Origin of the sequence: Sphingorhabdus sp. EL138, assembly GCF_900258045.1 — a bacterium.
Classification (GTDB): Bacteria; Pseudomonadota; Alphaproteobacteria; order Sphingomonadales; family Sphingomonadaceae; genus Parasphingorhabdus.
On sequence record NZ_OGVD01000002.1, the window covers coordinates 178,647 to 203,625 of the forward strand.

24 protein-coding genes are annotated in these 24,979 nt (G+C 54.1%); 16 read left to right on the forward strand and 8 right to left on the reverse strand.

Annotated elements, in window-relative coordinates; translation table 11 throughout:
* Window positions 1-2 precede the first annotated feature (2 nt).
* Window positions 3-863 carry a DUF1499 domain-containing protein gene (locus DK507_RS04275; RefSeq protein ID WP_162558892.1) on the reverse strand — a complete coding sequence of 287 codons (861 nt, stop codon included), beginning with the start codon at window positions 861-863 and terminating at the stop codon, window positions 3-5.
* A 163-nt stretch (window positions 864-1,026) separates the two neighbouring features.
* On the opposite strand from DK507_RS04275, the gene DK507_RS04280 reads away from it, so the two are divergent.
* The 6 genes from DK507_RS04280 (at window position 1,027) to DK507_RS04305 (ending at window position 5,351) form a co-directional block, all read left to right on the forward strand.
* Window positions 1,027-1,539, forward strand: coding sequence for a GNAT family N-acetyltransferase (locus DK507_RS04280; RefSeq protein ID WP_109355102.1), 513 nt, complete (start codon window positions 1,027-1,029; stop codon window positions 1,537-1,539).
* An 83-nt stretch (window positions 1,540-1,622) separates the two neighbouring features.
* Window positions 1,623-2,216 carry a DUF1285 domain-containing protein gene (locus DK507_RS04285; RefSeq protein ID WP_109355103.1) on the forward strand — a complete coding sequence of 198 codons (594 nt, stop codon included), beginning with the start codon at window positions 1,623-1,625 and terminating at the stop codon, window positions 2,214-2,216.
* On the forward strand, window positions 2,213-2,824 hold the full coding sequence (locus DK507_RS04290) for a CoA pyrophosphatase (RefSeq protein ID WP_109355104.1): 612 nt from the start codon (window positions 2,213-2,215) through the stop codon (window positions 2,822-2,824). The genes DK507_RS04285 and DK507_RS04290 overlap by 4 nt, the downstream gene beginning before the upstream one ends.
* On the forward strand, window positions 2,821-4,020 hold the full coding sequence (locus DK507_RS04295; RefSeq protein WP_109355106.1) for a CCA tRNA nucleotidyltransferase: 1,200 nt from the start codon (window positions 2,821-2,823) through the stop codon (window positions 4,018-4,020). Before DK507_RS04290 ends, DK507_RS04295 begins: the two co-directional genes overlap by 4 nt.
* A 30-nt stretch (window positions 4,021-4,050) precedes the next feature.
* A complete protein-coding gene (locus DK507_RS04300; protein WP_109355109.1) occupies window positions 4,051-4,884 on the forward strand; it encodes an SDR family NAD(P)-dependent oxidoreductase in 834 nt (277 codons plus the stop codon).
* Window positions 4,885-4,925: 41 nt separating this feature from the next.
* Window positions 4,926-5,351, forward strand: a complete 426-nt coding sequence (locus DK507_RS04305) for a nuclear transport factor 2 family protein (protein WP_109355111.1) — start codon at window positions 4,926-4,928, stop codon at window positions 5,349-5,351.
* Between the two features lie 155 nt (window positions 5,352-5,506).
* Here DK507_RS04305 and betA read toward each other — a convergent pair whose 3' ends face one another.
* Window positions 5,507-7,204 (reverse strand): choline dehydrogenase, encoded by a 1,698-nt coding sequence (gene betA, locus DK507_RS04310; protein WP_109355113.1) that lies wholly within the window; start codon window positions 7,202-7,204, stop codon window positions 5,507-5,509.
* Complete coding sequence (locus DK507_RS04315) at window positions 7,191-8,357, reverse strand: BCCT family transporter (protein WP_216822330.1); 1,167 nt, start codon at window positions 8,355-8,357, stop codon at window positions 7,191-7,193. Before DK507_RS04315 ends, betA begins: the two co-directional genes overlap by 14 nt.
* Before the next feature lie 202 nt (window positions 8,358-8,559).
* Between DK507_RS04315 and DK507_RS04320 the strand changes: the two genes are divergently transcribed.
* Entirely contained in the window at window positions 8,560-9,246 is a 687-nt protein-coding gene (locus DK507_RS04320) for a Crp/Fnr family transcriptional regulator (RefSeq protein ID WP_109355114.1), read from the forward strand.
* 56 nt (window positions 9,247-9,302) lie between these two features.
* Here DK507_RS04320 and DK507_RS04325 read toward each other — a convergent pair whose 3' ends face one another.
* Window positions 9,303-9,593: a response regulator transcription factor gene (locus tag DK507_RS04325; protein ID WP_109355115.1), complete on the reverse strand. Its 291-nt coding sequence runs from the start codon at window positions 9,591-9,593 to the stop codon at window positions 9,303-9,305.
* A gap of 520 nt (window positions 9,594-10,113) precedes the next feature.
* Here DK507_RS04325 and DK507_RS04330 point away from each other — a divergent pair.
* Window positions 10,114-11,517 (forward strand): alpha/beta hydrolase, encoded by a 1,404-nt coding sequence (locus DK507_RS04330; protein ID WP_216822331.1) that lies wholly within the window; start codon window positions 10,114-10,116, stop codon window positions 11,515-11,517.
* A gap of 6 nt (window positions 11,518-11,523) precedes the next feature.
* Here DK507_RS04330 and DK507_RS04335 read toward each other — a convergent pair whose 3' ends face one another.
* Entirely contained in the window at window positions 11,524-12,321 is a 798-nt protein-coding gene (locus DK507_RS04335) for an SDR family oxidoreductase (protein WP_109355120.1), read from the reverse strand.
* 95 nt (window positions 12,322-12,416) lie between these two features.
* Between DK507_RS04335 and pepN the strand changes: the two genes are divergently transcribed.
* The 4 genes from pepN to DK507_RS04355 are packed head-to-tail and all read left to right on the forward strand — an operon-like array spanning window position 12,417 to window position 18,623.
* Window positions 12,417-15,029 (forward strand): aminopeptidase N, encoded by a 2,613-nt coding sequence (gene pepN, locus DK507_RS04340; protein WP_109355519.1) that lies wholly within the window; start codon window positions 12,417-12,419, stop codon window positions 15,027-15,029.
* A complete protein-coding gene (pgeF, locus tag DK507_RS04345; protein ID WP_109355122.1) occupies window positions 15,022-15,804 on the forward strand; it encodes a peptidoglycan editing factor PgeF in 783 nt (260 codons plus the stop codon). The genes pepN and pgeF overlap by 8 nt, the downstream gene beginning before the upstream one ends.
* 40 nt (window positions 15,805-15,844) lie before the next feature.
* A complete protein-coding gene (locus tag DK507_RS04350; RefSeq protein ID WP_109355123.1) occupies window positions 15,845-17,251 on the forward strand; it encodes a DASS family sodium-coupled anion symporter in 1,407 nt (468 codons plus the stop codon).
* 49 nt (window positions 17,252-17,300) lie between these two features.
* Window positions 17,301-18,623, forward strand: a complete 1,323-nt coding sequence (locus DK507_RS04355) for a cystathionine gamma-synthase family protein (protein WP_109355125.1) — start codon at window positions 17,301-17,303, stop codon at window positions 18,621-18,623.
* On the opposite strand, the gene DK507_RS04360 is transcribed toward DK507_RS04355, so the two are convergent.
* Window positions 18,620-19,291 (reverse strand): HAD family phosphatase, encoded by a 672-nt coding sequence (locus DK507_RS04360; protein ID WP_174209016.1) that lies wholly within the window; start codon window positions 19,289-19,291, stop codon window positions 18,620-18,622. The genes DK507_RS04355 and DK507_RS04360 overlap by 4 nt on opposite strands.
* A 115-nt stretch (window positions 19,292-19,406) precedes the next feature.
* Here DK507_RS04360 and DK507_RS04365 point away from each other — a divergent pair, with 115 nt between their 5' ends.
* The 4 genes from DK507_RS04365 to DK507_RS04380 all read left to right on the forward strand — a co-directional run bounded on the left by DK507_RS04365 (window position 19,407) and on the right by DK507_RS04380 (window position 22,971).
* On the forward strand, window positions 19,407-20,519 hold the full coding sequence (locus DK507_RS04365; RefSeq protein WP_109355126.1) for an ABC transporter permease: 1,113 nt from the start codon (window positions 19,407-19,409) through the stop codon (window positions 20,517-20,519).
* Entirely contained in the window at window positions 20,519-21,334 is an 816-nt protein-coding gene (locus DK507_RS04370; protein ID WP_109355127.1) for an ABC transporter ATP-binding protein, read from the forward strand. Before DK507_RS04365 ends, DK507_RS04370 begins: the two co-directional genes overlap by 1 nt.
* 64 nt (window positions 21,335-21,398) lie before the next feature.
* A complete protein-coding gene (locus tag DK507_RS04375) occupies window positions 21,399-22,346 on the forward strand; it encodes an MlaD family protein (RefSeq protein ID WP_109355128.1) in 948 nt (315 codons plus the stop codon).
* Window positions 22,347-22,374: 28 nt separating this feature from the next.
* On the forward strand, window positions 22,375-22,971 hold the full coding sequence (locus DK507_RS04380; RefSeq protein ID WP_162558893.1) for an ABC-type transport auxiliary lipoprotein family protein: 597 nt from the start codon (window positions 22,375-22,377) through the stop codon (window positions 22,969-22,971).
* Window positions 22,972-22,993: 22 nt separating this feature from the next.
* Here DK507_RS04380 and DK507_RS04385 read toward each other — a convergent pair whose 3' ends face one another.
* Window positions 22,994-24,058: a class I SAM-dependent methyltransferase gene (locus tag DK507_RS04385; protein ID WP_254054254.1), complete on the reverse strand. Its 1,065-nt coding sequence runs from the start codon at window positions 24,056-24,058 to the stop codon at window positions 22,994-22,996.
* Complete coding sequence (gene lgt / locus DK507_RS04390) at window positions 24,051-24,953, reverse strand: prolipoprotein diacylglyceryl transferase (protein WP_174209017.1); 903 nt, start codon at window positions 24,951-24,953, stop codon at window positions 24,051-24,053. The genes DK507_RS04385 and lgt overlap by 8 nt, the downstream gene beginning before the upstream one ends.
* Between the last annotated feature and the right edge of the window lie 26 nt (window positions 24,954-24,979).

Here is a 24,979-nt window from a genome sequence, read left to right on the forward strand (position 1 = left end):
TTTCAAGAAGCAGTGGTCGTTGTGCCCGATAAATCGCTCAGGAACTGACGCACCCGTTTGGCATTGGCGCCAAGGTCATGAATGCCGACCCGTGATACCGACCGCATGTCGATAATGCTGGCCTGGCCGTTTTCTGCTGCGCGAGCACGGATGACCACGTCATCTTTGAAACGGAACAGGGAAATCGTGGCTGTCGCTTCCAAATGACCGGATGCAGGGTCGACATTGGCGACATCCCATCCACGATCTTCCGCCAAACGCTTAGCTTTTTCAATAACTTCAGCGACTGGTTGGTCGATGCGAACAGAGCGAATATCCGGATAAGCACCCTGATGCAGGGTCGCCCAGCGTTGACGGGGGTTCATCCCGCGCATGGCGCTATCATCGGCACCCGGGATATTGTCCCAATTGTCGGCGCGTAGGGTTAAGGCGGAGAATTGTGGCGGGTCCGCCAGATCGGTGGTGATGTCATGGATCGCCGGAAGAGACGCCAATGTCATCGCATAGCTGGCCAAATAGCCGATAAATCCCAGTGAAACCAAAGTTCCAATGCCGAGCAAAGGCCAGCGCGTCTTACGATCTTTCCGGCGATCAAGAATAATCCCGACGATGGCAACAAGCAGAGCAATCAAAGCCAACAGACCGGTCCATGGCAAAATTCCCAGCCCGGCTTGCCAACCCCATAGTCCAATGCCCGATCCGAACGCCGAACCAAAGAACATGATTACGGCAGCTACCGCCAATATGAACACAATCCAGCCTTTCGGATCGCTACGCAATTGTGCCAGCTTCCCGGTCGCGGCTCCACTGGTATCGACGGCCGGTTGATCGGTCTGTGGTTGCTGATCCTGTTGACTATTCACGGGCATAACTCCTTTGATTACGGTCTTTTAGACGCGGTAAAGCGATAGTGCAATCAACACTGCACAACCAGTTTGGTTTAGACCAATCTCTTGCTCGACAGCGGTGTTCAATAGCGTTAGAGGCGCATTTCTCTAAGTTTCTTCCGAAAATTGGACCGGTGATTTGACGACTATAATGCCTCTCGCTGAAATTGACCCCGCGCTGGTTGAGGATCTGCTCGATGCTGCTTTCGGCCAAAAACGCACGCAGCGAACCGCCTATAAAGTTCGGGAAGGCATGGATATGCTCGATGGGCTTAGCGTCGCTGCGGTTGATATGGCGGAGAACGAACTGCTCGGCTCGCTGCAATGCTGGCCTGTTGGACTAACCGACCCGCAAGGTAAAAAGCATCCCATGATCATGGTGGGGCCAGTAGCGGTTTATCCTGATTGCCAGCAACAGGGCGTGGGTCAGGCCCTAATGAAAGGCATGTTGAAAGAATTACAGGACAACGAGGGCCTGCCGCTCGTGATGATCGGTGACCCTGCCTATTATGACCGCTTCTTCGGTTTCTCGCCAGAGCGGACCGGCGGCTGGACATTACCTGGTCCATGGGAGCCGGAACGCTTGCTGGTGCGCGCACCCAAAGATGCCGTTTTGCCCGAGAAGGGCAAGCTAGGTCCCTGGACAAGCTGAAAATTCATAGGCGTAACGATTCTAAACGCCTTTGATTATTAGCGATACTTTACACGTCCGCTTATTCCCAATAGGCACAGCGCATGCCCTATGCACCGCCGCCTGAACTCGCCTCTCTATCGCTTAGTGACATTGCAGAGTTGGTAGAAGCGCAGAAATTGCCGCCGGTCGACCAATGGGAGCCGAAGGAAACCGGCGATAGCGAAATGCGTATTGCAGTTGATGGCACCTGGTTTCATCAAGGGTCACCGATTAATCGCCCGGCCATGGTCCGCGCCTTTTCCACCCTCTTGCGACAGGAAAAGGATGGTAGCTACGCTTTGGTCACGCCCTACCAGAAACTCCATATTCAAATAGATGACGCGCCGTTCGTTGCAGTAGAAGTTGAAAGTCAGGGGGAAGGCGTCGACCGCAAACTCGCCTTCCGGTTGAATACTGATCATCTGGTAATGGCTGATGAAATGCACAAACTCAGCTTTCCGAAAATTGCAGCAGCGGATAATTGTGCGTCTGCAGACGAGCAGGCGAGACCCTATTTGCATGTCCGCGGCGGGCTCGAGGCCGTACTGGCACGGCCCGTCTACTATGAGCTGGCTGAATATGCACTAGCCGACGATCTCGACCCTTTCGGCCTGTGGAGCAATGGTGCCTTTTCCCCGATCGACAAACCAGAATGACCGGCATCAGCGACCTCAGAACAAAGCTTTCGCAGGCCTTGCGCAGTGGTCATGCCAATGATCTAGATTATGCATTGTCCGATGAACGCGATTTCATCAAAGATTTGAATAGCCTGCGAAGCGCTGCTGTGCTGATTGCGATTACCGATCGCCCCGATCCAGGCGTCATATTGGTCCAACGTCCTGATCATATGCGTAACCATCCGGGGCAGGTCGCCTTTCCCGGCGGTAAGATTGATCCAGAAGACAAAGACGCGGTCCACGCAGCCCTTCGGGAAGCAGAAGAGGAAGTGCAGCTTGATCCCGCCAAGGTTGATATTATCGGGCCGACCGACCGCTATCATTCGGGCAGCGGCTATAACATCCAACCCATTATCGGGGTGATCCCACCGGATCTGCCACTCGTTCCCTGCCCGGATGAAGTGGATGATTGGTTCGAAGCGCCGCTCGACTTTGTCCTCGATCCGCGAAACCAGAACACCCATGTCGGAGAATGGCGCGGGGATCGCCGTCAATATTACCAAATTAACTGGCAAAACCGCCGTATATGGGGAATTACCGCGGGCATATTGGTGAACTTGTCAAAGCGGTTGGATTGGCTGTCATGAAGTTACCGGAAACCCCTTGGCATCAACGTCAGTCGCTCAAAGACCTGATTGCGGTGTTGGATGGTCATCAAGGTGCCACGCGCTATGTCGGTGGTGCGGTGCGGGACACATTGCTGTCGATCCCGGCAAAGGACATTGATCTTGCAACGACATTAAGACCCGATGCCGTAATCGCCCGGCTGAAAGACGCGGACATCACTGCTGTCCCTACCGGTATCGAACATGGTACTGTCACGGCCGTCACCGAAGACGGCCCGGTTGAAATTACCACTTTGCGCTGCGATGTATCGACCGACGGACGTAGAGCGACAGTCGCATTTAGTGATGACTGGAAAGAGGATGCCGCGCGCCGGGATTTTACTATAAATGCGCTGTTTGCCGATCCGGAAACACTGGAAGTTTATGACTATTTCGGCGGGCTCGCCGACCTCGAAAAGCGCCATATCCGCTTCATCGGCTCGGCTGAGCAAAGGATCGCTGAAGACCATCTTCGTATCATGCGTTATTTCCGCTTTCTCGCCCGGTTCGGCCAACATGATGTCGACAAGGAGACGTTTGACGCGTGCCGTAAAGCCGCGCGGGAATTGTCGAAACTATCGCGCGAGCGCGTTGCAGACGAGTTGATGAAATTGCTCGGTGCGGTCGACCCCGTCTATGCTGTACAGGAAATGATCGAGGCGGATGTTTTTGCCAATATTGTTGACGAAATCGATCCCGGAGCAGGGCCCTTGCTGGCCGTGCTCATTCTGCGCGAGGAAGCTTATGATATCCCGCCGGACCCAGTGCGGCGTTTGGTCGCCTTGCTTCCCAAAGATGCCGACAAGACAGCGGAAATTGTCACTAGCCTTCGATTTTCAAAGAAATTGCGCCGCGCTGTGGCCGATCGGTTGAGAACCTTGAAACCGGCAGTTTCAAATATCCCGGCTATCGCCTACCATTATGGTAAGGATGCGGCGCGAGACATAGCGCTTTTGTTCGTTGCAGATGGTGATCTCGATACCAGCCTTGCGAAGCTGAAAAAATGGTCAAAACCGGTCTTCCCGATTACCGGTGGTGATTTGATCGCTATGGGTCTCAAGCCCGGGCCGATTGTGGCCGAGAGCCTGAGGGCTGTCGAGACCGCATGGATTGAAGAACAATTTCCCGATGAAAACCGGGTGCGCACACTTGCCAGAGATATTGTCAAAGGCCGCTAGCCCCAACGCCGATTGCAAAAGGATAGAAATATGAAAATCGACAAAGACATGGTTAGTTTTATCACGGGTGGAGCGGCCGGCATTGGCCTTGCCATTGCGCATGCGTTTGCCGCCCGGGGCGTCAAGATCATGTTAGCGGATATTGATGAGGAGAAGCTCAATCAGGCGGCTGCTGAGCTCAGCGCGAACGGCGCTGATGTTGATACGGTCCTGTGCGATGTCGCGGATGAGGCGCAGGTTCGTGCGGCTGCTCAGGCGACAGTTGATCGGTTTGGCAAAGTCCATATCGTGGTCAACAACGCCGGCGTTGCCTTGGGTGGTGCTCCCGGCGAAATCGATATGAAAGACTGGCGCTGGATTGTGGACATCAACCTGATCGGTGTTGCGCATGGTGTGGAAATTTTCACACCACTGATCCAAAGTCATGGCGAGGGCGGTTATTTCATCAACACGGCATCCATGGCGGGTCATGGAGCGGCCCCGGGAATGGCACCCTATAACGCCACCAAATTTGCTGTTGTCGGCTATTCGGAAGCATTGAAGCAGGAGTTGGCTCCCAGCAATATCGGCGTCAGCATCCTGTGTCCGGCATGGGTCAAAACCAATATTCACCGCAGCGCCTTTGACAAGCCCACTGGTGGAGGTGACGAGAGTGATCCGCAATTCCAGGCCATGGCCGCAGTGATTGATGGCGGGCTGAATCCCGCCGATGTCGCGGAATGGACCGCGCAATGTGTCGAAGCTGATCGCCTGTATATATTCACACACCCTGAATTTGCTGGAGCGATTGACCAGCGTTATGCCATGGTCAAGGCCGACTATGACGCTTGCTCAGAATTTCCGGCGTTTCAAAAGAAAGCGTAGATATGAGACCGTGAACGCGGTTTCAGAAGGAAGGTCAGATCATGGACGTCATCCCGATTATCGCCGCAGCTACAGCTGCAAGTCAGCCGAACGTGGCAGATGTGGCAACGCTCGCTGCTATCGAGGCGACCTGTCACGACTATGTTGACGGCCAACTACAAGGAGATCCCGAGCGCGTGGCACGCTCACTGCACCCCGATCTCGCCAAGCGCGCTGTGATTGGGAAGCAGCCCTATGAAAGCTTTGGGTTGAGGCGGATGACCAAAGAGGAACTGGTTTCTCTGACCAAGCGCGGCGCTCTTAAAACACCCATCGAAAAATGGAACCGCACCTGCAAAATTCTCGATGTGACGGGCAATGCCGCTTCGGTTCGTCTCGAAACACCTTGGTTTGTCGACTATTTTCATATGGGTAATTTCGATGGGAAATGGCTGATAGTGAATGCTTTGTGGTATATGAAAAAATAGCTGAAGTGGCACAGTCTTGTAGTCGTTTGATCGCGGACCATGAAGGCCGCAGATCCAAACAGCAGTTGAACCCCATCTTCTAAATGCCGGCAAATGCGGGAAAGACGGGGTTCTGGTTGGTAGCTCGGTCCGAATTCCAAGCGTGAGCGTCGATACTAAGTGTTACCAGGTGGGTTCTGTCGTTGTCTGGTCTGCCAGTTTTCGTCGATCCAGCTCGGCGCCGACGATGGTGGGAGCAGCGGCTGTCTGAGGATAATATCTGAAGCCCTTTCGGCCACCATGATGGTCGGGGCATTGATATTTCCGTTGGTGACGGTCGGGAAAACGGATGCATCAACAACGCGCAGGCTGTCCAAGCCTATGACCCTGCAGTCGGTATCTACAACTGCCAAGGGATCATCCGGTGATCCCATTTTGCAGGTTCCACACGGGTGATAAGCACTCTCCACATTGTCTTTCACCCATGCATCTATTTGCTCGTCCGAATCTATGTCTGTGCCGGGCTGTAGCTCATCTCCGCGATAGGCATCCATGGCCGGTTGCGAGATGATTTCCCGGGTGAGGCGGATGCACTGGCGCCAGACCGACACGTCATCGGGATGCTGCATATAATTATAGAGGATGCTCGGCGCTTCTGATGGGTCGGCGGACTTTATCCGCACGCGGCCTCTGCTCTTCGGCTTGTTGGGGCCGACATGAACCTGGAATCCATGTCCTTTCAAGGACGGCGTGCCATCATATCGCATGGCGGCTGGCAGGAAATGATATTGGATGTCCGGTGATTTTCGCCCGGCGTCGGATCGGATGAACGCACAGGATTCAAAATGATTTGTTGCGCCGAGACCGGATTTGAACAGAACCCACTGGATGCCGATCATCAACTTGCTGAACCAACCCAGCTTATTGTTGAGGCTGACCGGCTCTTTGCAATGAAACTGGAAATAGACCTCCAGATGGTCCTGCAGATTTTCGCCCACGCCGGGCAGGTCGTGCACCTGCTTCACCCCGGCATCTTGAAGCACCGATTTGGCGCCGATACCAGAACGCTGGAGCAATGCTGGCGAAGCGATAGAGCCTGCGGCGAGTATGATCTCTTTCGCGGCAAAGACGGTCGTTGTGACGCCGCTGCGTTCCAGCGCCACACCGGCGGCGTGCTTGCCTTCCATGATCAGGCGATCGACGAGCGCGCCTGTCCAGACCGTCAGATTGGGTCTTTTCTTCACAGGGTCCAGATAAGCGCGCGCGGTAGATTCCCGGATGCCGCCCCGCACCGTCATATGCATCGCGCCAAAACCCTCTTGCCGGTAGCCATTATAGTCTTCGGTTTTTGGGTATCCGGCTTGAACACCAGCATCGATAAAACTCTGGTATAGCGGATTGCCGGACATATTGTTGCCACCGCCGACGCCCAACGGCCCGCTGCCGCCGCGATAGTCGTCAGCGCCACCTTGCCAGGTTTCGGAACGCTGGAAATAGGGCAGACAATCGGCATAGCCCCATCCCTTGGCACCCGATTGTTCCCATTCGTCAAAATCGCAGCTGTGTCCGCGGACATATACCATGCCGTTGATAGACGATGTCCCGCCCAACCCCTTGCCGCGCGGACAACTTATCTGCCTGCCATCCAGTGCTGGTTCGGGGTCGCTATGATAGCCCCAGTTATAGGTTTTGGACGCCATCGGATAGGACAGGGCGGTCGGCATCTGGACCAGGATATTCTTGTCGCTTCCGCCAGCCTCTAGCAGCAGCACCCTGTTTCTGCTGTCGGCGGTCAAACGGTTCGCCAGAACGCAGCCTGCCGAACCGGCGCCGATGATGATATAGTCCCAGTCAGCCTGTTTATTGTTGGACATGAATCGGTTGCCCCGTTTGCGATAATTTTTGCAGCACTTCTCGGCGCCGGTAGATCAGAAAGTAGATACAGCCGTAAAGGGCAATCACCACCATGCCGATCCATTCGATTTTCAGCGGTGTAAACTGGTAAAGCATGATCAGCCCGAAAAGCAGCCCCCAATGACCCACAATATAGAGCGGCATGCCCAGACGCGTGACGGTCAGGTTGAGGTTTTCCGAATAAAGCCGGGTCAGGGAATCCAGTGAATTCAACACGAAAATAATGCCGACAACGACCATCGAAATTTGAAGATATTCTGCCAGGACAATCTCTTCGGTATGATAGTGGAACAGAACCGAGAACCAGATGGCAATGGGAATGGACGGCAAGATCAAAAGTGCCAACAATAGCTGCAGCGGCCTAATCCCGCCGAGGAACCGTGCGACAAATTGCCCGATCATGATGCTCCAGGCAAACCACCAGAACAGGTAGAATGCGTGATAGTCGGTAAGCGGGCTTACAAATTTGTCGATATTGATGAAATAGCCACCAAGGTTTTGGCCGCTCGCAAGAAGATCGTCGGCCCCCATTCCATTCGCCGCCATGAGGCCGAGGATCAACAGCGCGAATAGCGCGAAAGACCCATAGCTCAGCCATTTGACATACCGGATATCGGTGCTGGATAACACTGCGCCGAGCACCACTGCTGCAACCAAAGAGTAGCGCGCAACCGGCGAAATATCAGCGATATAATCAGGCAGGTAACTCAGGAAAAGAAACCCCGTAAAGGCGCAGGTTGCGACGATGACAATATTGTTGGCCAGCGCCACCCACCACAGTTCAAACAGTTTGAGACGTGGCTCGATTACGCAGAAATAGAAGGTTGTGAGAAAATAAAATCCCCAGACCAGAAATGCCCAGAATCCGAATTCGATCGCCAGCGGATTGGTAAAACCGTAGGGTGTTTCGGTTGCATAAACTGGAAACTCGGTAAGCGGAAACATGATCAATCCGACGTCCAGACCTGACGTAAACAGGATCGCGGTAAAGGCCAGCAGATTGCTCGGTTCCGTGCCGTAAAGTTGGATATTCCGGTAACGCAGCGCCAGAAAAGCCGATGTTGCCAGCGTAATAAGGATAGCGGTGGTCAAGATGATATGGGCGATGGGCAACAATGCTTCCTGACGAGGGCGTAAGCGCGAAGGCTTAAAGCGGGATTCCCACAAAGTCGAACATTGAATATATATTGGCGGTCTTTTTGCAGGATCAGAAAAACTGCCCCCAAGTCATCACTAGCTTTTTTGCAACTTGCTCGCCAAACCATTGTAGCGCATCGATATTTTCAGATGGGGTCGGTTGGGTGACGAATGATCTATGGATTTTGACTTTAACACAGCGCTGCTAATTCACTTTGGCGCACTTTTTTACATCATTGCTTTTCTCATCCGGGACGAACTGAAGCTTCGTCTTATGGTGCTAGCGGGCTCGGCATTTTATCTGCTCTATTATTATTTATTCCCGGAAATTCCGTTGTGGGATGCCATCGTCACAACTTGCATATTGGTTGCCGCAAATTTGATCATTCTTTTCCGCATATTGATGGAACGCACCGTTTTTGCGCTTAAATCGGAAGAGAAAGAGTTGTTCGAGGCCTTTGACGGTTTCAGTCCCGGCCAATTTCGCCAGCTGCTCAAAATCGCGCATTGGGAGACGGCTGGATCACCTGCCATTCTGGCCGCTGCAAACGAGCCCTTGTCGGAGCTATATTTTATATTCGACGGGACCGTGGTGATCAAAAAGGGTGACAATGAATTTCAACTCACCCCGGGTAATTTTATCGGAGAAATAGCCTTTGTACTAGGCCGTCTACCAACGGCTGACGTTACTGCAGAACCGGGGGCACGTCTGATAAAGTGGGATGCATCTCAAATCATGCGGTTGATGGAAAAATCACCCGCTTTCCAAAACGCTATCATGGCGCTGCTCAGTCGTGATTTGGCTGAAAAACTCGCAAAGAGTGTTAAAGTGGAAGGTCAGATGGACGACATACCCACAATTTAACAAAGTGCATATTGGAGCATCGTCTAAAAAAAATAAGCGTAACAGCCGCCGCTATCTTACATCTGTTCCAGCGGCCCATTGCGGGAGGCCAGTCTGTAAATTCCCCGGACTCCGGCTTCGTTGACCCTCAATAGCCCTGCCTTGACGGCACATGCGACCATATGGGTCCTGTTTCTTGCGCGCAGTTTCAGCCTGACATTTTCGACATGTCGTTCAACTGTCCGGGGTGATATGTTGATTTCCAGTGCGACTTCCTTGGCGGACAGCCCGAGCGTGATATATTCCAGTATTTCCGTTTCCCGGCGAGTAAGTACCGGGTCATTGATCAATGCGAGTGGTTCCAACATTATAAACTACCTTGTTCGACAAACCCGCGCATTTGTACGCGGCTGGTTGGGGATAAAATGGGGGCTGCACTTGCGCGCAGCCCCAGGTGGCAGGAGAAAACAGCCAGGCCATTTTATCCTGCATTGAGGTCGTCAGGGTCGTGCAAAATCAAATTCAATTTTGCGGCTGTATGGCCGCGGTCAATATCGCCGTTTTTTTCTCAAGATCGCGCAATGTTTCTGTCTTGGTCGTCGCTCGAATAGATATCGCTGGGAGAACATTATTAATTCCTTCTATCTGTTTGTGAGTTGAATATTCATTCAACAAGCGTGCCTCCAATGTTACCTTTGCGTGTTAGGCAGCATGTTCATGAGCATGTCATTTCCGTTGTTTTTTGTTGCGGCGGCCTTAAATTGCGGCGTTGATCTTATTGGTCCTAGGTTTTCTAGCATTCGCCCGATGTGTCGATGATCACCACTGGCCATGAGCTTGTCGCTAGAATGACGAATTCCAACTCGGGGGCGAGTAATCGGAGTAGCCATGCCAAATCTGGAAATCGAAGTGCTTGGCGGCTTGTCCGTGCGCCGCGGAGGTCAGCCGGTAAAATTGCCAGCATCGCGCAAGGCCCGCGCAATGCTGGCGTTCCTTTTGCTTACCGGAAAGCCGCAGCATCGCGAAAGGCTGTGCGATCTGTTCTGGGAGGGGCCGGATGATCCGAGAGGTGCTCTCAGATCCGCCATCTGGAAACTGCGCCGATTGCTGAATGAACCCGAAGCAGAACGGATTGTAGCCGACCGGGAAAAGGTTCATTTTGAACCGGTGGCAGCGACAATCGACTATAAGAATTTGATTGAACGCGCGCAGCGCGATGAGGAGCTGGCCGGGCAGGATTTTGCGGATGTGCGTGCAGCGTTAGACCAACCCCTGCTTGCTGGTCTCGATCTGCCGGACCACTCCCACTATCAAGCGTGGTTGACTGCGATGCGGGAAGAGGCGGAAGCATTGCGTACACGGTTACTGCCCGATCTTGGTGCAAGAGCTGGAACGCCGCTCGACAGGCCGAGCCAGTTGCATCTGGCGCGGCAAAAAATCGGCTTTGCGGGCGCCAAAGACGGTACCCGTATTGCATGGGCCCGGATAGGATCAGGGCCGCCACTGCTGAAAGCGGCCAACTGGCTCAATCATCTTGAACTGGACTGGGACAGCGAAGTCTGGTCACCATTATTTCAAGAGCTGGCGCGCGACTACAGTCTGGTCCGCTATGACGAACGAGGCAATGGCATGTCCGATTGGGATGCAGCAGATCTTGGGTTTGACGCCTTTGTTACAGATCTGGAAACAGTGGTTGCCCAAAGCAGTGTGGAGCGTTTTCCTCTACTCGGCATATCGCAGGGCGCGGCCGTCGCTATTGAGTATGCTGCAAAAAATCCCGATCGGGTCAGTCATCTGATCCTTTGGGGCGGTTATGCGGCGGGCTGGCGCGCCGATGGCGACACCGAATCGGTTGCCGAGAGAGAAGCTTTGATCACTCTGGTTGCCAAGGGTTGGAGCCGTGATGATTCCAGCTATCGCAATCTGTTTTCCCGGGCGCTGATCCCCGGTGCGACGGAATCCGAAAGGGCGGCGTTTGACGAATTCCAGAGGAAAACCGTTTCGGCTGCCAATGCCGCCCGTTTTCTGGAAACCTTTGCGGATATCGACGTGCGGCACCGACTGGAGGCAATACAGTGCCCCACACTGGTCATGCATGCGCGCGGTGATCAGCGCGTTCCGGTCGCCAAGGGCGCGGAGCTTGCCAGTGGGATCAGCGGGGCGGAGTTCGTTACACTGCCGACCGACAACCATCTCTTGCTCGGCCGCGAGCATAGTTCTGAGCTTTTTGTTGCCCATGTGCGACAGTTTTTGTCAGACAAGGTAGACGACAGGTTCAAAACTGTCCGATAGGTCCGGTTATACGAAACCGGCCATGCCTGCCTTGTAGTCAAGATATTGCGGCTGCCAGTCCAACAGCCGCTTCGCCTTACCATTGGCGACCCGGCGGTTTTCTTCATAGAAACCCAAGGCTGATTTCGAAAGACCGGCATCTTCCAGAGAGAGCAAAGGCGGCGGCTCCATACCAATGAGCCTTGCGGCATGGGCGATAACCTCATGCTGCGGCGCGGGCAGGTCGTCGGCAATATTGTAAACCCCGGCAGGGCCATCAAAAGATGCAACCACAGCGGCCACGATATCATCGACATGGATACGGCTGAACACCTGTCCGGGAACATCGACCCTTTTTGCTTTACCTTGCTCAACCCTGGTGATCGGGTTGCGGCCCGGCCCGTAAATACCAGGCAGGCGCAGTACGCGGACATCGTCGCGCATGCCCTGCCAGCGCTGGTCAGCATCGCTACGGGACTTGCGCCGTCCAGAGCCAATCGGCGCGCTTTCATCGACCCAGGCACCTTTCGCATCGCCGTAGACTCCGGTAGAGGAGAGGTAGCCTGTCCATTCCAGCGATGCGGCTTTTATCGCTTCTCCGTAACGATCCAGCACAGGTTCAATGCCGTCGCGGGTAGGCGGAACAGAAGAGATTATGTGGGTTGCGGTTTCAATTGCCGCCAAGACTGATGTTTCGTCACCAAACGCCATTGCTTCATCCGATGCCTCTCGCCGGGTACCGGTTACTTGCCATCCCTCGCCGCGCAATCGTTCGGTCAGCCGCTTTGCCGTGTAACCCAGTCCAAAGATGAGCATATGAGGCATGGCTTGAGTTTCCCTATAGAATAGATCGGATGGGCCCGATGATAGAAGCATAAACGCAATTGCACGAGGTGCAAATGGCTCTTATGGCGGGAGTCATGCTAGATATCCAAAAGACCGATGCAGCGATGCCTGCGACCGAGCCTGCCATTATTCGCCGCGAAGATTATCGTCCGCCGGCGTGGTTCGTCCCGGCCATTGCGCTCGATTTTCAGCTGGGCCTGGATCACACGGTTGTCCGATCGACACTGGATGTGCGGCGGTCCAAATCGGCTAAATATCAGGAAGCTTTGATCTTGGATGGCGATGGTCTCATTCCGACGTCGGTCAAGGTGGACGGCGCTACGTGGACGGATTGGCAGTTGATTGACGGCAATTTGCAACTGCCGCTCACTGGCACGGCACATGAAGTAGAGATTACCGTTGAAATTGATCCCTCTACCAACACGCAGTTGATGGGGCTTTATGCTTCTCAAGGGATGCTCTGCACCCAATGTGAGGCCGAAGGTTTTCGCCGGATCACATTCTTCCCCGACAGGCCCGATATATTGAGCCGTTATTCGGTACGGATGGAGGGTGATAAAAAGACCTTCCCGATCTTGCTTTGCAATGGTGACAAGGTTGGGGAAGGCGATGGGGATAACGGTCGTCATTGGGCACAGTGGAATGATCCCTGGCCCAAGCCGAGCTATCTCTTCGCGCTGGTCGCGGGCGATCTGGTTGCAAACAGTGATAGCTTTACCACGCGGTCGGGCAAACCGGTCGAGCTGAACATCTGGGTCCGTGATGGCGATTTGCCGCGCACCGGCCACGCCATGCAGGCATTGAAGGATTCCATGCGCTGGGATGAGGACGTGTACGGGCGCGAGTATGATTTGGGGCTGTTCAACATCGTTGCTGTGAGTGATTTCAACATGGGTGCGATGGAGAATAAAGGGCTGAATATCTTCAACTCGCGCTACATATTGGCGGACCCGAAAGTCGCCACCGACGCTGATTATGATGGAATTGAGGGTGTGGTAGCCCATGAATATTTCCACAACTGGTCGGGTAACCGGGTCACCTGTCGCGACTGGTTTCAACTCAGTCTGAAAGAAGGTTTCACGGTCTATCGCGACCAGAGCTTCTCGGCGGATATGGGATCAACAGCGCTTAAGCGGATTGAAGATGTGCGCATCCTGCGTGCGGCTCAGTTCCCCGAAGACGCCGGACCGCTGGCGCATCCGATCCGCCCGGAAAGCTATCAGGAGATTTCCAACTTCTATACAGCCACTGTATATAATAAAGGCGCAGAAATTATCAGGATGATGGCGACCTTGCTGGGCGGAGAGCGCTTTCGCAAAGGCACGGACTTGTATTTTGACCGTCATGATGGTGAAGCCGCGACATGTGAGGATTTTGTTGTGGCGATGGAAGAGGGTGGCGATATCGACCTGACCCAGTTCCGCGGCTGGTACCGGACGCCCGGAACGCCCTGCGTGTCGGCGAGGCTAAGCCATGATCCGCAAACAGGCACTGCGACACTGGACCTGCAACAGATATTGGGCGCGAGCGGCGCTGCTCCGCAGCCATCGGAAATGGTCATCCCGCTCAAAATCGCGTTGCTTGATCCTGAAACCGGCAAGCATGACGGCGAACAGCTTATCACGCTTGATCAGGCGGAGCAGAGCTTCATTTTCGAAGGGCAAAAAGAGCATCCGATCCTTTCGATCAACCGCAGCTTCTCCGCGCCGATCATTTTGGAAAGCAGCCGTACGGCAGAAGAACTGGCCTTTCTATCCTCACATGATGACGATCCGTTTGCCCGGTTTGAGGCGATGCAACAGCTTATGACCAGCTATCTGGTTGCCCGGGTAACCGGGACGCCGGCGGATCGCGATATCATTCTGCAGGCCGTAGGCGCGGTGCTGGCGGATGAGAATATTGACAAGGCATTTTTGGCGGAATTGATACAGCTGCCGAGCGAAGCGTTTCTCGGGGATCAGATGGTTCAAGTCGATCCGCAGGCTATTCATGATGCGCGCGAAAAGTTGCGCGGCAAAATCGGCGTACAATTTGAACGCAAGTTCCGCCGTCTCTACAATCAATGCGTGCCGGGCGAGTTTTCGCTGGAGGCAGAAGCCCGGGCAGACCGGAAACTGCGCAACGTCACCCTTGATTACATCGCAGCATCGCAGGTTGAGGATGCAGCGGAGCTGGCATTCGACCAATATCGGGATGCCAATAACATGACGGCAATGCAGGGCGCGCTTGGTGTCCTGTCGCATATGGATGCAGATGAACGGACCTGGGTGTTTGAGGATTTCTTCAAGCGGTTTAAAGACAATGCGCTGGTGCTCGACAAATGGTTCACCATGCAGGCGCTGTCACAGCGCAGCGACACAGTGAAGCGGGTCGAGCGCCTTGCCAAGCATCCCGAATTTACCCTGTCCAATCCCAATCGGGTACGGGCACTTTATGCCGGATTTACCAGTAATGCGGTGCGGTTTCATGATCCGTCCGGTAAAGGCTATCAGATGCTTGCCGACATGGTGATCGCGCTGGATGGGCAAAATCCGCAAACAGCCGCACGCTTCATTCCGCCGCTGGGTCGTTGGCGTCGTTTCGAGCGCGGCCGATCCGACCTGATGCGGCAAGCGCTGGAAAAAATCGCGGCGACACCCGACCTTTCAAAAGATGTGTCGGAGCAAGTGAGCAAGAGTCTTGCCTGAGCAAGGTTCATCGCCAGTGGATGTTACGACGTCGCCGCTTTTGGAAGACGTAGCGCACGGTTTCCTCGGTCGTGCGGGTGGTTTGTCTAAGGGCATCTACGCAGGGTTGAATGTCGGATTGGGCAGCGATGATGACCGCGAGGCCATTCTCGAAAACCGCCAGCGGGCCAAGGCAGTGGTGCTGTCAGGCAGTCAGCTGGTTACACTGCATCAGGTCCATAGCGCCGACGTGGTCACAGTCACCGAGCCTTTCGCCCTTGATGCGCGCCCGCATGCTGATGCGATGGTAACAGGCAGCCCCGGCTTGCTCCTCGGCATATTGACCGCAGATTGTGTGCCCGTGCTGTTCCATGATCCGGTGGCACAGATCGTGGGTGCGGCGCATGCGGGATGGAAAGGCGCCATAGGCGGCGTCACGGACAATACCATCACAGCGATGGAAAAGCTCGGTGCTTCACGAGACGATATTGCATGCGCTATCGGTCCTTGTATCGCCCAGCATAGCTATGAAGTCGATGCAGGTTTCCAAAAACGCTTCGTCGGGGATGATCCTGAAAATTTTCAATATTTCGCAGCCGGACAACCGAACCACTTTCAATTCGATATCGAATCCTATGTGGCGGACCGCTTGGCTAGGGTCGGCATTGTCAAAATCGATAAACTCGGTCTGGACACCTATGCCTATGAGGATCGTTACTTCAGCTATCGGCGCAGTTGCCATCGCGGCGAAGCTGGCTATGGTCGGCAGATATCGTTGATCGGCTTGAAGGCATAATTTTACCCTTGCGCAGACAGGGGCACGAGGGGAAGAGGAAATGAATGCCCAGCGCGTTGGATTGTTTGCTGGCTTGACGGTATTTGTCGTGATGCTCCTATCTCCAGCGCCAGCGGCAATGAGTCCGGCGGCCTGGCATGTCGCTGCGCTCACAATTCTTATGGCGACCTGGTGGATGACCCAAGCGGTACCTCTCACCGCGACCGCCTTGTTGCCCTTTCTTGCCCTGCCGGTGATGGACGTTATGGATGTACGGGAAACCGCCGGCCAATATTATTCACCGATATTATTCCTTATCCTCGGCGGTGCTTTTCTTGCACTGGCGATTGAGCGGGTCGGTCTGCACCGGCGTCTCGCGCTGGCAATTGTCAGCCTGTCGGGAAAGAGTGCTTGGGGCATATTAATCGCCTTCATGCTCGCCACAGCGCTGCTCAGTATGCTCATTTCCAACACCTCATCCACCCTGATCATGATACCCATTGCCGTTGCCGTCCTGGTTGCTGGTGGGGTGAAGGATGGCGAGACAGAGGGATTTGCCGGTGCCTTGATCATGGGGGTGGCTTTTGCCGCTTCAATCGGAGGCCTTGGCACATTGGTAGGCAGTCCGACCAATGCTATTGCTGCTGGTCTGATCAATAAGACTCTGGGCATGGACATTGATTTTTTAAGCTGGCTGTTCTTCGGCCTGCCTATAGTGATCCTGGGCCTGCCGGTCTGTGCAGCCATCCTAATAACGGTCCAGAAAGTGGGCAAAGACAGTTTTGACGGTGCTGGTGCACGGGCAGCGATCGGGTCAGCTGGTCCTTGGAGCCTTCCAGAAAAACGGGTCGTGCCGGTAGTTGCCCTTGTCGTACTCGGCTGGCTGCTCTTGCCCCAGATCAAGGCGGTGCTTCCGGCTGGCGCGGTGCATGATGGCAGCATCGCGATACTGGGCGGCTTACTGTTGTTCATCCTGCCCGACGGTACCGGTCGGAAATTGCTCAACTGGGACGAAGCGGATCGTGCGCCATGGGGGGTGATCATGATGTTTGGCGGTGGCCTCGCGCTGGCGGCGGGCATTATTGAATCCGGCCTGGCCGACTGGCTTGGGCTGGCGCTGGAGCCGCTTAAAAACGTGCCGGTTATTATCATTGCTATAGCGCTGGTTGCACTGGTCATTCTGGTCACCGAATTTGCGTCCAATGTCGCCACGGCCAGCGGGATCATGCCGGTGGTGGCCAGCCTGATCCTCGCCACCGGTGTCGACCCGGTCTTGCTTGCCATGCCGGCGGCGATGGCGGCCAGCTGGGGCTTCATGCTGCCTTCCGGTACGGGGCCGAACGCGATTGCATGGTCAACCAATCATATTGAATTGCCAAAAATGCTGAAGTCAGGACTGATGCTGGACATAGCCGGGATACCGATAATCATCGGGTGCATTTGGATGGTTTCATTTGTAATCAGTTGAGTTTTGCGGCATGGGCCTTTCCAGATGATTTCCGCTGGAGAGAGAGAAAATGTCCGATCAAAATGATGATGCTGTTCCGGTAACACCGCGCCGTATGCCCAAAGCGCCGATAGAGAAAATTGGCGGACGCAAGCTCAAGCCGTCGACGCTTATGATGGGCCATGGCTATGACCCGGTCCTCTCGGAAGGTTCGCTCAAGCCACCTATTTTCCTGACCTCTACCTTTGCTTTTGAAGATGCTGCCGCGGGCAAGCGTCATTTCGAAGGTATTACCGGAAAGCGCCCTGGCGGCGCGGATGGTCTCGTTTATTCGCGCTTCAACGGTCCAAATCAGGAAATTCTTGAAGACCGGCTTAGCATTTGGGACGAAGCTGAAGATGCGCTGGTCTTTTCCAGTGGCATGTCGGCTATCGCGACGGTGCTTCTTGCCAATGTCAATCAGGGTGATGTGGTGGTGCATAGTGGACCGCTTTATGCGGCCACCGAAACGCTGATTAACAAGATACTGGGCCGTTTTGGCGTAACGTTCCTTGATTTCCCGGCTGGTGCGAGTCCTTCCAAGGTCGCGGCTCTACTAGAGCAGGCCAAGGCGCAAGCAGCACAGAATGGCGGTAAAGTAGCGATTGTCTATCTCGAAAGTCCGGCCAATCCCACCAATGCGTTGGTGGATATTGAGGGTGTGGCCGAGGCCCGCAAACAGGTTTTTGGTGATGAGGGCGCGCCGCCCATTGCCATTGACAATACTTTCCTTGGTCCCTTGTGGCAGCAGCCGCTGAAACATGGTGCGGATATCGTGATATACAGCCTGACCAAATATGTCGGTGGACATAGTGATCTGGTTGCCGGAGGCGTTCTTGGCTCGAAAGGCCATATGGACCCGATCCGCGCGATCCGGAATACTATTGGGACAATATGCGATCCCAATACGGCGTGGATGCTGATGCGTAGCCTTGAAACATTGGAATTGCGTATGACTCGTGCTGGCGAAAATGCCGAGAAAGTTTGCGCTTTTCTTCGGGACCATCCCAAAGTGGACGGGCTTGGCTATCTCGGGTTTATTTCCGATGCCTCGCAGCAGGATATTTATGATCGCCATTGCAGTGGTGCGGGGTCCACCTTCTCGGTATTCATCAAGGGCGGCGAAGCCGAAGCTTTTGCTTTCCTAGATGCCCTCAAGATTGCGAAATTGGCCGTGAGTCTTGGCGGAACCGAGACATTAGCAAGCTTGCCAGCGGCAATGACTCATTTGTCAGTGCCGGATGATCGCCGGGCCGCGCTTGGCATAACCGACAATCTGGTTCGAATTTCAATTGGTGTAGAAGATCCTGATGACCTGATCGCCGACTTTGAGCAAGCATTGGGTGTGGTTTAGGCCCAGTCCAGGATTCTCCAACCGCGTTTCTTAGCAAGATGACGTAGCTGTGCACTCGGTGTTGTCGCCACCGCCTCATCGGCAAAGTCGAGCATCGGTGCATCGCTTACATGATCGGAATAGGCCCTGATGTGGATGCTTTCGCGTTCAAGTCCTTGTTCGCCGAGAAAGGTCTTGATCCGGTCAAGTTTCGCGACATCATAGCAATTTTCGCCGATAATTTCAGGCAGTACCTGGCCCTGCTCATCGATTTTCAGCCGGGTTGCGATCACTTCATCAAAGCCCAGCCGTTTGGCTATCGCATTGACGTATAATTCGTAGGAAGCGGTGGCGAGTACCAATCTTCGGCCTTCGGCCCGATCAGCTTCGACCTGGGCAAGGGCTTTGGCGTAACTGTTCCCCTGCATGACTTTATCAGCATAGCGCTCAATATGCGGCTCCAGCTTCGCTATATTCGGTTTACCGCCTAATAACAGGCGCTGATTATAGGTTTTCAAACCCTTTCGACTGATCAGTTTCAAGCCATAACCAATGAATCCAAAGGGCAGCAGTGGCAGAAAGACCAGCCGCCAAGGTGCGCGTGCAAAAACCATGTGAAACAGGAACGGGGTATAGGTGCCTCGCACCGTAATCGTCCGATCCATATCGTAAATAGACAGCTTGGTCATCACGCCTCTTTTCCCAATAGCGACGCCATATTAGCAGCGCCGATAAAATGCACCCATTAAATGACTTGTTATAATGGCTTGAGGTTTCAATGATTTTCGGTCACCAATAGCGGCGATGACAGTGCCTGGCGATTTTGTCGAAGAAATTACCGAGGACGGAGTAACTGTACTTCGTTTTTCCGGTGATTTGTCGATCGCCGCTATCGGAGACTTGCCCGAACGATTGCGAGAATATGAAGGACAGGCAAAACAACTGAACCTTTCCAACATTGGCTATTTTGATACCGTTGGTGCTTGGCTCATCCATCGCACAGCCCGCGATATCGAAGCGGAAATTGTTGGTATGGACAATGAAGCGGAGCGGCTTATCGCTGCCATAGGCGGAGTAGCTGAGCCTGCTGAAGTGCGTCCTGATCCACCCAACCCAATCATTCGCGTGCTGGATGAAGTGGGTGAAGCAACAATGATCGCCTTGACGACCTTGGCGGGTTTGATCGGCTTTTTTGGTTCGGTGATGGTCTCTGCTGCTTCGTTGATGCGGCATCCCGGCCGGATAAGATGGAATGCGGTGATCCAGCGCTTCGACGTAGTGGGCGTGCGGGCTCTTGGTATTATTGGACTTATGAGTTTTCTCATCGGTTTGGTGATCGCGCAGCAAGGCGCGGTGCAGCTTCGGCAATTTGGTGCAGAGGTGTTCACGGTCAATCTTGTCGGACGGCTGACTTTGCGTGAGTTGGGTGTCTTGATGACGGCGATCATGGTTGCTGGTCGTTCTGGTTCGGCCTTTGCCGCACAAATTGGGACCATGAAGCTGACCGAGGAAATTGACGCGATGCGTACGATTGGCGTGTCGCCTGTAGAAGCCTTGGTCCTGCCGCGTTTTCTCGCCGCTGTCTTTATGTTGCCGCTGCTGGGATTCTACGCGTCGATTGTTGCGATTATCGGCGGCGGGTTGCTGAGCTGGGTAGAGCTGGATATTCCTCCCGCCACGTTTTTTGCGAGAATCAGGGAAGTGGTGCCGCTGACGGACGTCTATGTCGGTCTCGTCAAGGCACCGGTGTTTGGCGCGATCATCGCGATTTGTGGATGCTATCAAGGCATGCAGGTTAAAGGGAATGCCGAAGAAGTCGGCAAACGGACAACAGCCGCTGTGGTGCAAGCGATATTCCTGGTGATCGTGCTGGATGCTTTTTTTGCGGTATTCTTTACCTGGATCGGGTGGGACTGATGGTTGACGAAGATCCTATCGTTGTCGATCGCGACTTTTCCGGCCCGATAATCTGCGTCAAGGGGCTGCGCAACAGCTTCGGGGAACAAGTAGTTCACGAAGGCCTCGATCTGGATGTCCACAAGGGCGAAATTATCGGCGTGGTCGGCGGTTCCGGTACCGGAAAATCCGTCCTGATGCGTTCGATCATCGGCCTGCAGCAACCCGATGAGGGCTCGATCGAAGTTTTCGGTGAGTCGCTTTTGGGTCGATCGGACGCGGAAACCATTGACGTTCGCAAACGCTGGGGCGTGTTGTTTCAGGGCGGTGCGCTTTTTTCCACGCTGACGGTGGCAGAAAATGTAATGGTTCCGATCCGCGAGTTCTTTCCCGAGATGGACCGCGATTTCCGCCGCGAGGTTGCGAAATATAAGGTGTGCCTGTCAGGACTACCGCCGGAAGCCGCACCCAAATATCCCGCCGAGCTGTCTGGCGGTATGAAAAAGCGGGCTGGCATTGCAAGAGCGCTCGCGCTCGACCCGGAACTGTTGTTTCTCGATGAACCGACGGCGGGGCTTGATCCGATCGGGGCTGCCGCTTTTGACAATTTGACGCGCGAATTGCAGCAGACTTTGGGGCTTACCGTGTTCCTGATCACCCATGATCTCGATACGCTTCATGCGATTTGTGATCGGGTGGCCGTGCTGGCTGATCAACGGGTGATCGCCGTGGGCACGATACCGGAACTGCTTGCGATGGACCACCCTTGGATACAGGAATATTTCAACGGTCCACGCGGGCGGATGGCATCAACACAGAATGCGGCTGGAAGTTGAAAATGCGGTCTAATTACAGAGATTTGTTGCAGGTGCCGAAACGGCTGGCCATAAAGGTGAAATAATGGAGACACGGTCCAATCATATTCTTGTGGGTGTTATCACCCTGACCTTGCTCGCTTTAGTGGCTGCCTTTCTGGTCTGGATTGTCCGCTTTGGTGACGGTGCGACGAAGGAATATGATATATTTTTCGCCCAATCCGTGGGTGGTTTGGCAAAGGGAACCGGCGTGACTTTTGCGGGTGTTCCTTCTGGACAGGTGCTCGACGTGGAGCTTTGGGAAAAGGATCCCGATTTTGTGCGCGTTCGCATTGCAGTGAGCGAAGAAACTCCAATTTTGCAGGGAACAACTGCGACTATCCAGAGTATCAGCTTTACCGCCCCGCCGAATATTCAACTGGATGGCGCGGTAAAGGATGCGCCGCCGATTGAAGAATTGGGTCCGGAAGGCGTACCTGTTATTCCTACCAAACCCGGTGCTTTGGGCGAACTGCTCAACAGTGCGCCGCTGGTTGTCGAACGACTGGCGACGCTTACCGATCGGCTGACATTGCTGTTATCGGACAAGAACCAGGAATCGATCGAAGGCATTTTGAACAATACCGAGCAGCTGACTGGCAGTCTGGCGAAGCAAGCACCTAATCTTGAAGCGTTGATGGCAGAATCGGCCATCGCGATCCGCAATGCCGGGGAAACTGCGGAAAAACTCTCTGCGGTTGCAGACAATACGAACCAATTGTTGACTAACAATGGTGAACCGCTGGCGAAAAACCTCACCAAGACACTGGCCGCAGCAGAAAAGAGCATGGCAGCGTTGGGTGAGGTGCTTGAAGATGCGCGCCCCGGTGTTCGGCAGCTGGGAACCAAAACAATACCGGAAGTCGATCAACTGGTTAAGGACATGCAGGCGCTGACCAAATCTCTCACTTCTGTGACTGAACGGTTGGATCAGGGTGGCGCGGGATCGTTGCTGTCCGCGCCAACGCTGCCAGACTATGAACCAGGTAAATAAAAGAACGCCAATGGGAAAGCAGGGATCTATGACCATATTGCAAAAGACAAAATCCTTGGGCTTGTTGGCAGGTCTTAGTGTTTTGAGCGCTTGTGTCAGTTTCGGTGGTGCCGAACCGCCGCCATTTCTCTTGTCTCTGACATCAGATATGCAAGTGGACCCCGGCGCGGTTCGCGCTGGGCCACAAGCCGGTGCTTTAGTGGTTCAGTTGCCTTCTACGCCGCAAAAACTTAACAACGTGCGCGTGCCAGTCCAAACCAGCGCGACGGGTATCGCATATCTAAAAGAAGCCACGTGGATTGATAAGCCCGCACGGCTTTTTCAGGGGCTACTTACAGAAACCATTGCAGCGAAAAATAATCGGCTGGTGCTAACAGCAGTTCAGGCGCAGGGCAAAGCAGACACATATCTGTCCGGTGAGCTGGTGAATTTCGGGCTGGATGGTCCCAGCCTGACCGTCACGGTGACCTATGATGCAGTAAAAATGCGTGAAGGCGAACCGGTTGAGAAGCGGCGCTTCGAGGCCAGTGAGACCGTATTTGCCGCAGAGGCCGGTCCGGTGGGTGAGGCTTTGAACAGCGCTGCGAACAAAGTGGTATTGGAAGTCGCCGACTGGGTCGGTTGATCACAAGATCGATGAGCAGCACTCAACTTTCGCCGTAAACAAAGCCTTCTGGTTCAGGCCAGTCCATCGATGTTGCAGCCATCACCCGAAACAACCGGCCCATTTCATCAACATGAGTTAGTCTGCGATGCGCGGCGCGTATATCTTCCGCTTTGCCCGGACTGTTCTCAGCCAGTTTTCCCGCCCGTTGATCAATGCCAAGTGCCTTGAGCCATTGACCTTGTTCCACTGGTCCATGAACCGACAAAAGACGCGTTTTCGCTATATTGGCTAGGCTGTGAAAATCGACATGCGCTGTGAGGTCTGAGGTTCCCGGGCTGTCAAACGGGCTGATGGGGAGGTGATTTTTTACCGCTTGCAGAGTGCTGCCAGTACCCGGTTGATCATAGCCATAGTCGATGATTAATATAGCGCCGCCCTGCTGAGCAATGCGATGCGAAAGCTCACCTAAAATCTGCACGCTGGCAGGAGAGCTCTCCAATATAGTTCCGGCCGGCAGGCCAGCGGAGGATCTCGACATCTGCTTCTCAATGACTTGAGTGCCGGGGACAGCTATGAACTTATTGCGCTCCCGGTCGACCATTTGACGGAGCCATCCGTCGGCGGTCGACACAAATTGCTCCACTGGCAGAGCGTCGAAAAATTCATTGGCAACAATCAGTAACGGACCGTCGTCCGGCAGACTGTCGATGCTTTTGTGCCATGCGGCACTGCTATGAAGCGCAGCCTGTTTTTCCTTCAGCACCGGACTGGTTTCGACAAAGTGAATCTGCGGTTTGCACTCAAATTTCAACATTGTGCGCAGTGCATCCGCGGCTAATGTTCCTCTGCCTGGACCCAGTTCAACATAGTGAATATGACCTGGACGGCCCTTGCGCATCCACAAATCCGACAACCATATTCCGATAAGCTCACCGAACATCTGGCTGATTTCCGGGGCGGTAACAAAATCGCCGTCCTCGCCAATCGGGTCTTTCGCTGCATAGTAAGCCGCATTGGCGATGCCCATATATTCGCTAAGGTTAATCGGCCCGTCGCGGTGGATTTTTTCAGCGAGAATATGCGCGGCTGACGGACTGTCAGGCAATGCTCTTATCTCCGGCCGTCGGTTCTACGCGGACGCGGCGACCTTTCGACGTGAACACCAGATAGACACCTAGTAGCAGCATAGGCACGGTTAGCGTCTGCCCCATGGTCAGGCCCCAGCTTAAATTCTCGAGGCCTTTATCTGGCTGACGGAAGAACTCTACGGTGAATCGACTGAGGCCGTAAACCAAAAGGCCGGTGCCGACCAGCTTGCCCGGATGATAGCGCGCATCTGTTTTCCAGAAGAGCAAAGATGTTATGATGAAATAGAGTATCCCTTCCAGACCGGCTTCATAAAGTTGACTGGGATGGCGCGCGACTTCACCGCCCATCGGGAAGATGATTGCCCAGGGTACATCGGTGGCACGGCCCCAAAGTTCGCCGTTGACGAAATTGGCGAGACGGCCAAAGAGTAATCCGAACGGAATGACACAGGCGATATAGTCGCAGATGCGCAGGAAACTGAGTTTTTCCTTCCGGGATATGTACCAGATTGCGAGAACAACGCCCAAGACACCGCCATGCAGCGACATGCCGCCGTTCCAAACCTGCAAGATCTCGATCGGGTTTTGTAGGATTTCAGGTTTATAGAAAAACACATAACCAAGTCGTCCGCCGAGAATGATTCCCAGCGTCGCATAAAAGATCATGTCATCGGCGTGACGGCGCGCCAGTGGAGCGCCCGGTTCTTTGATTAGTTTCGTAAGATACCAATAACCGATCAATATACCGGCGAGATAAGCCAGCGAATACCATTTCAATTGGAAAAAACCGAGGTCAAGCGCGTTGGGAGACAGTCCCAATTCTTCAAATCGCGTAAATTGCGCTGCACTTGCAAGAATAATATCAATCAACTCTTTTCCCCGTCCGGTTTCATCGTCATATAGCAAGGGCATATAACGGGAAATTCTCCGATACCAAG

Coding starts and splice junctions, on each gene's coding strand:
- DK507_RS04285 (WP_109355103.1), top strand. CDS start 1,623: ATGCCCTATGCACCGCCGCCTGAACTCGCCTCTCTATCGCTTAGTGAC.
- DK507_RS04290 (WP_109355104.1), top strand. CDS start 2,213: ATGACCGGCATCAGCGACCTCAGAACAAAGCTTTCGCAGGCCTTGCGC.
- DK507_RS04295 (WP_109355106.1), top strand. CDS start 2,821: ATGAAGTTACCGGAAACCCCTTGGCATCAACGTCAGTCGCTCAAAGAC.
- DK507_RS04300 (WP_109355109.1), top strand. CDS start 4,051: ATGAAAATCGACAAAGACATGGTTAGTTTTATCACGGGTGGAGCGGCC.
- DK507_RS04305 (WP_109355111.1), top strand. CDS start 4,926: ATGGACGTCATCCCGATTATCGCCGCAGCTACAGCTGCAAGTCAGCCG.
- betA (WP_109355113.1), bottom strand. CDS start 7,204: ATGTCCAACAATAAACAGGCTGACTGGGACTATATCATCATCGGCGCC.
- DK507_RS04320 (WP_109355114.1), top strand. CDS start 8,560: ATGGATTTTGACTTTAACACAGCGCTGCTAATTCACTTTGGCGCACTT.
- DK507_RS04325 (WP_109355115.1), bottom strand. CDS start 9,593: ATGTTGGAACCACTCGCATTGATCAATGACCCGGTACTTACTCGCCGG.
- DK507_RS04330 (WP_216822331.1), top strand. CDS start 10,114: ATGCCAAATCTGGAAATCGAAGTGCTTGGCGGCTTGTCCGTGCGCCGC.
- DK507_RS04335 (WP_109355120.1), bottom strand. CDS start 12,321: ATGCCTCATATGCTCATCTTTGGACTGGGTTACACGGCAAAGCGGCTG.
- pepN (WP_109355519.1), top strand. CDS start 12,417: ATGCTAGATATCCAAAAGACCGATGCAGCGATGCCTGCGACCGAGCCT.
- DK507_RS04350 (WP_109355123.1), top strand. CDS start 15,845: ATGAATGCCCAGCGCGTTGGATTGTTTGCTGGCTTGACGGTATTTGTC.
- DK507_RS04355 (WP_109355125.1), top strand. CDS start 17,301: ATGTCCGATCAAAATGATGATGCTGTTCCGGTAACACCGCGCCGTATG.
- DK507_RS04360 (WP_174209016.1), bottom strand. CDS start 19,291: ATGACCAAGCTGTCTATTTACGATATGGATCGGACGATTACGGTGCGA.
- DK507_RS04365 (WP_109355126.1), top strand. CDS start 19,407: ATGACAGTGCCTGGCGATTTTGTCGAAGAAATTACCGAGGACGGAGTA.
- DK507_RS04370 (WP_109355127.1), top strand. CDS start 20,519: ATGGTTGACGAAGATCCTATCGTTGTCGATCGCGACTTTTCCGGCCCG.
- DK507_RS04375 (WP_109355128.1), top strand. CDS start 21,399: ATGGAGACACGGTCCAATCATATTCTTGTGGGTGTTATCACCCTGACC.
- DK507_RS04380 (WP_162558893.1), top strand. CDS start 22,375: ATGACCATATTGCAAAAGACAAAATCCTTGGGCTTGTTGGCAGGTCTT.
- lgt (WP_174209017.1), bottom strand. CDS start 24,953: ATGCCCTTGCTATATGACGATGAAACCGGACGGGGAAAAGAGTTGATT.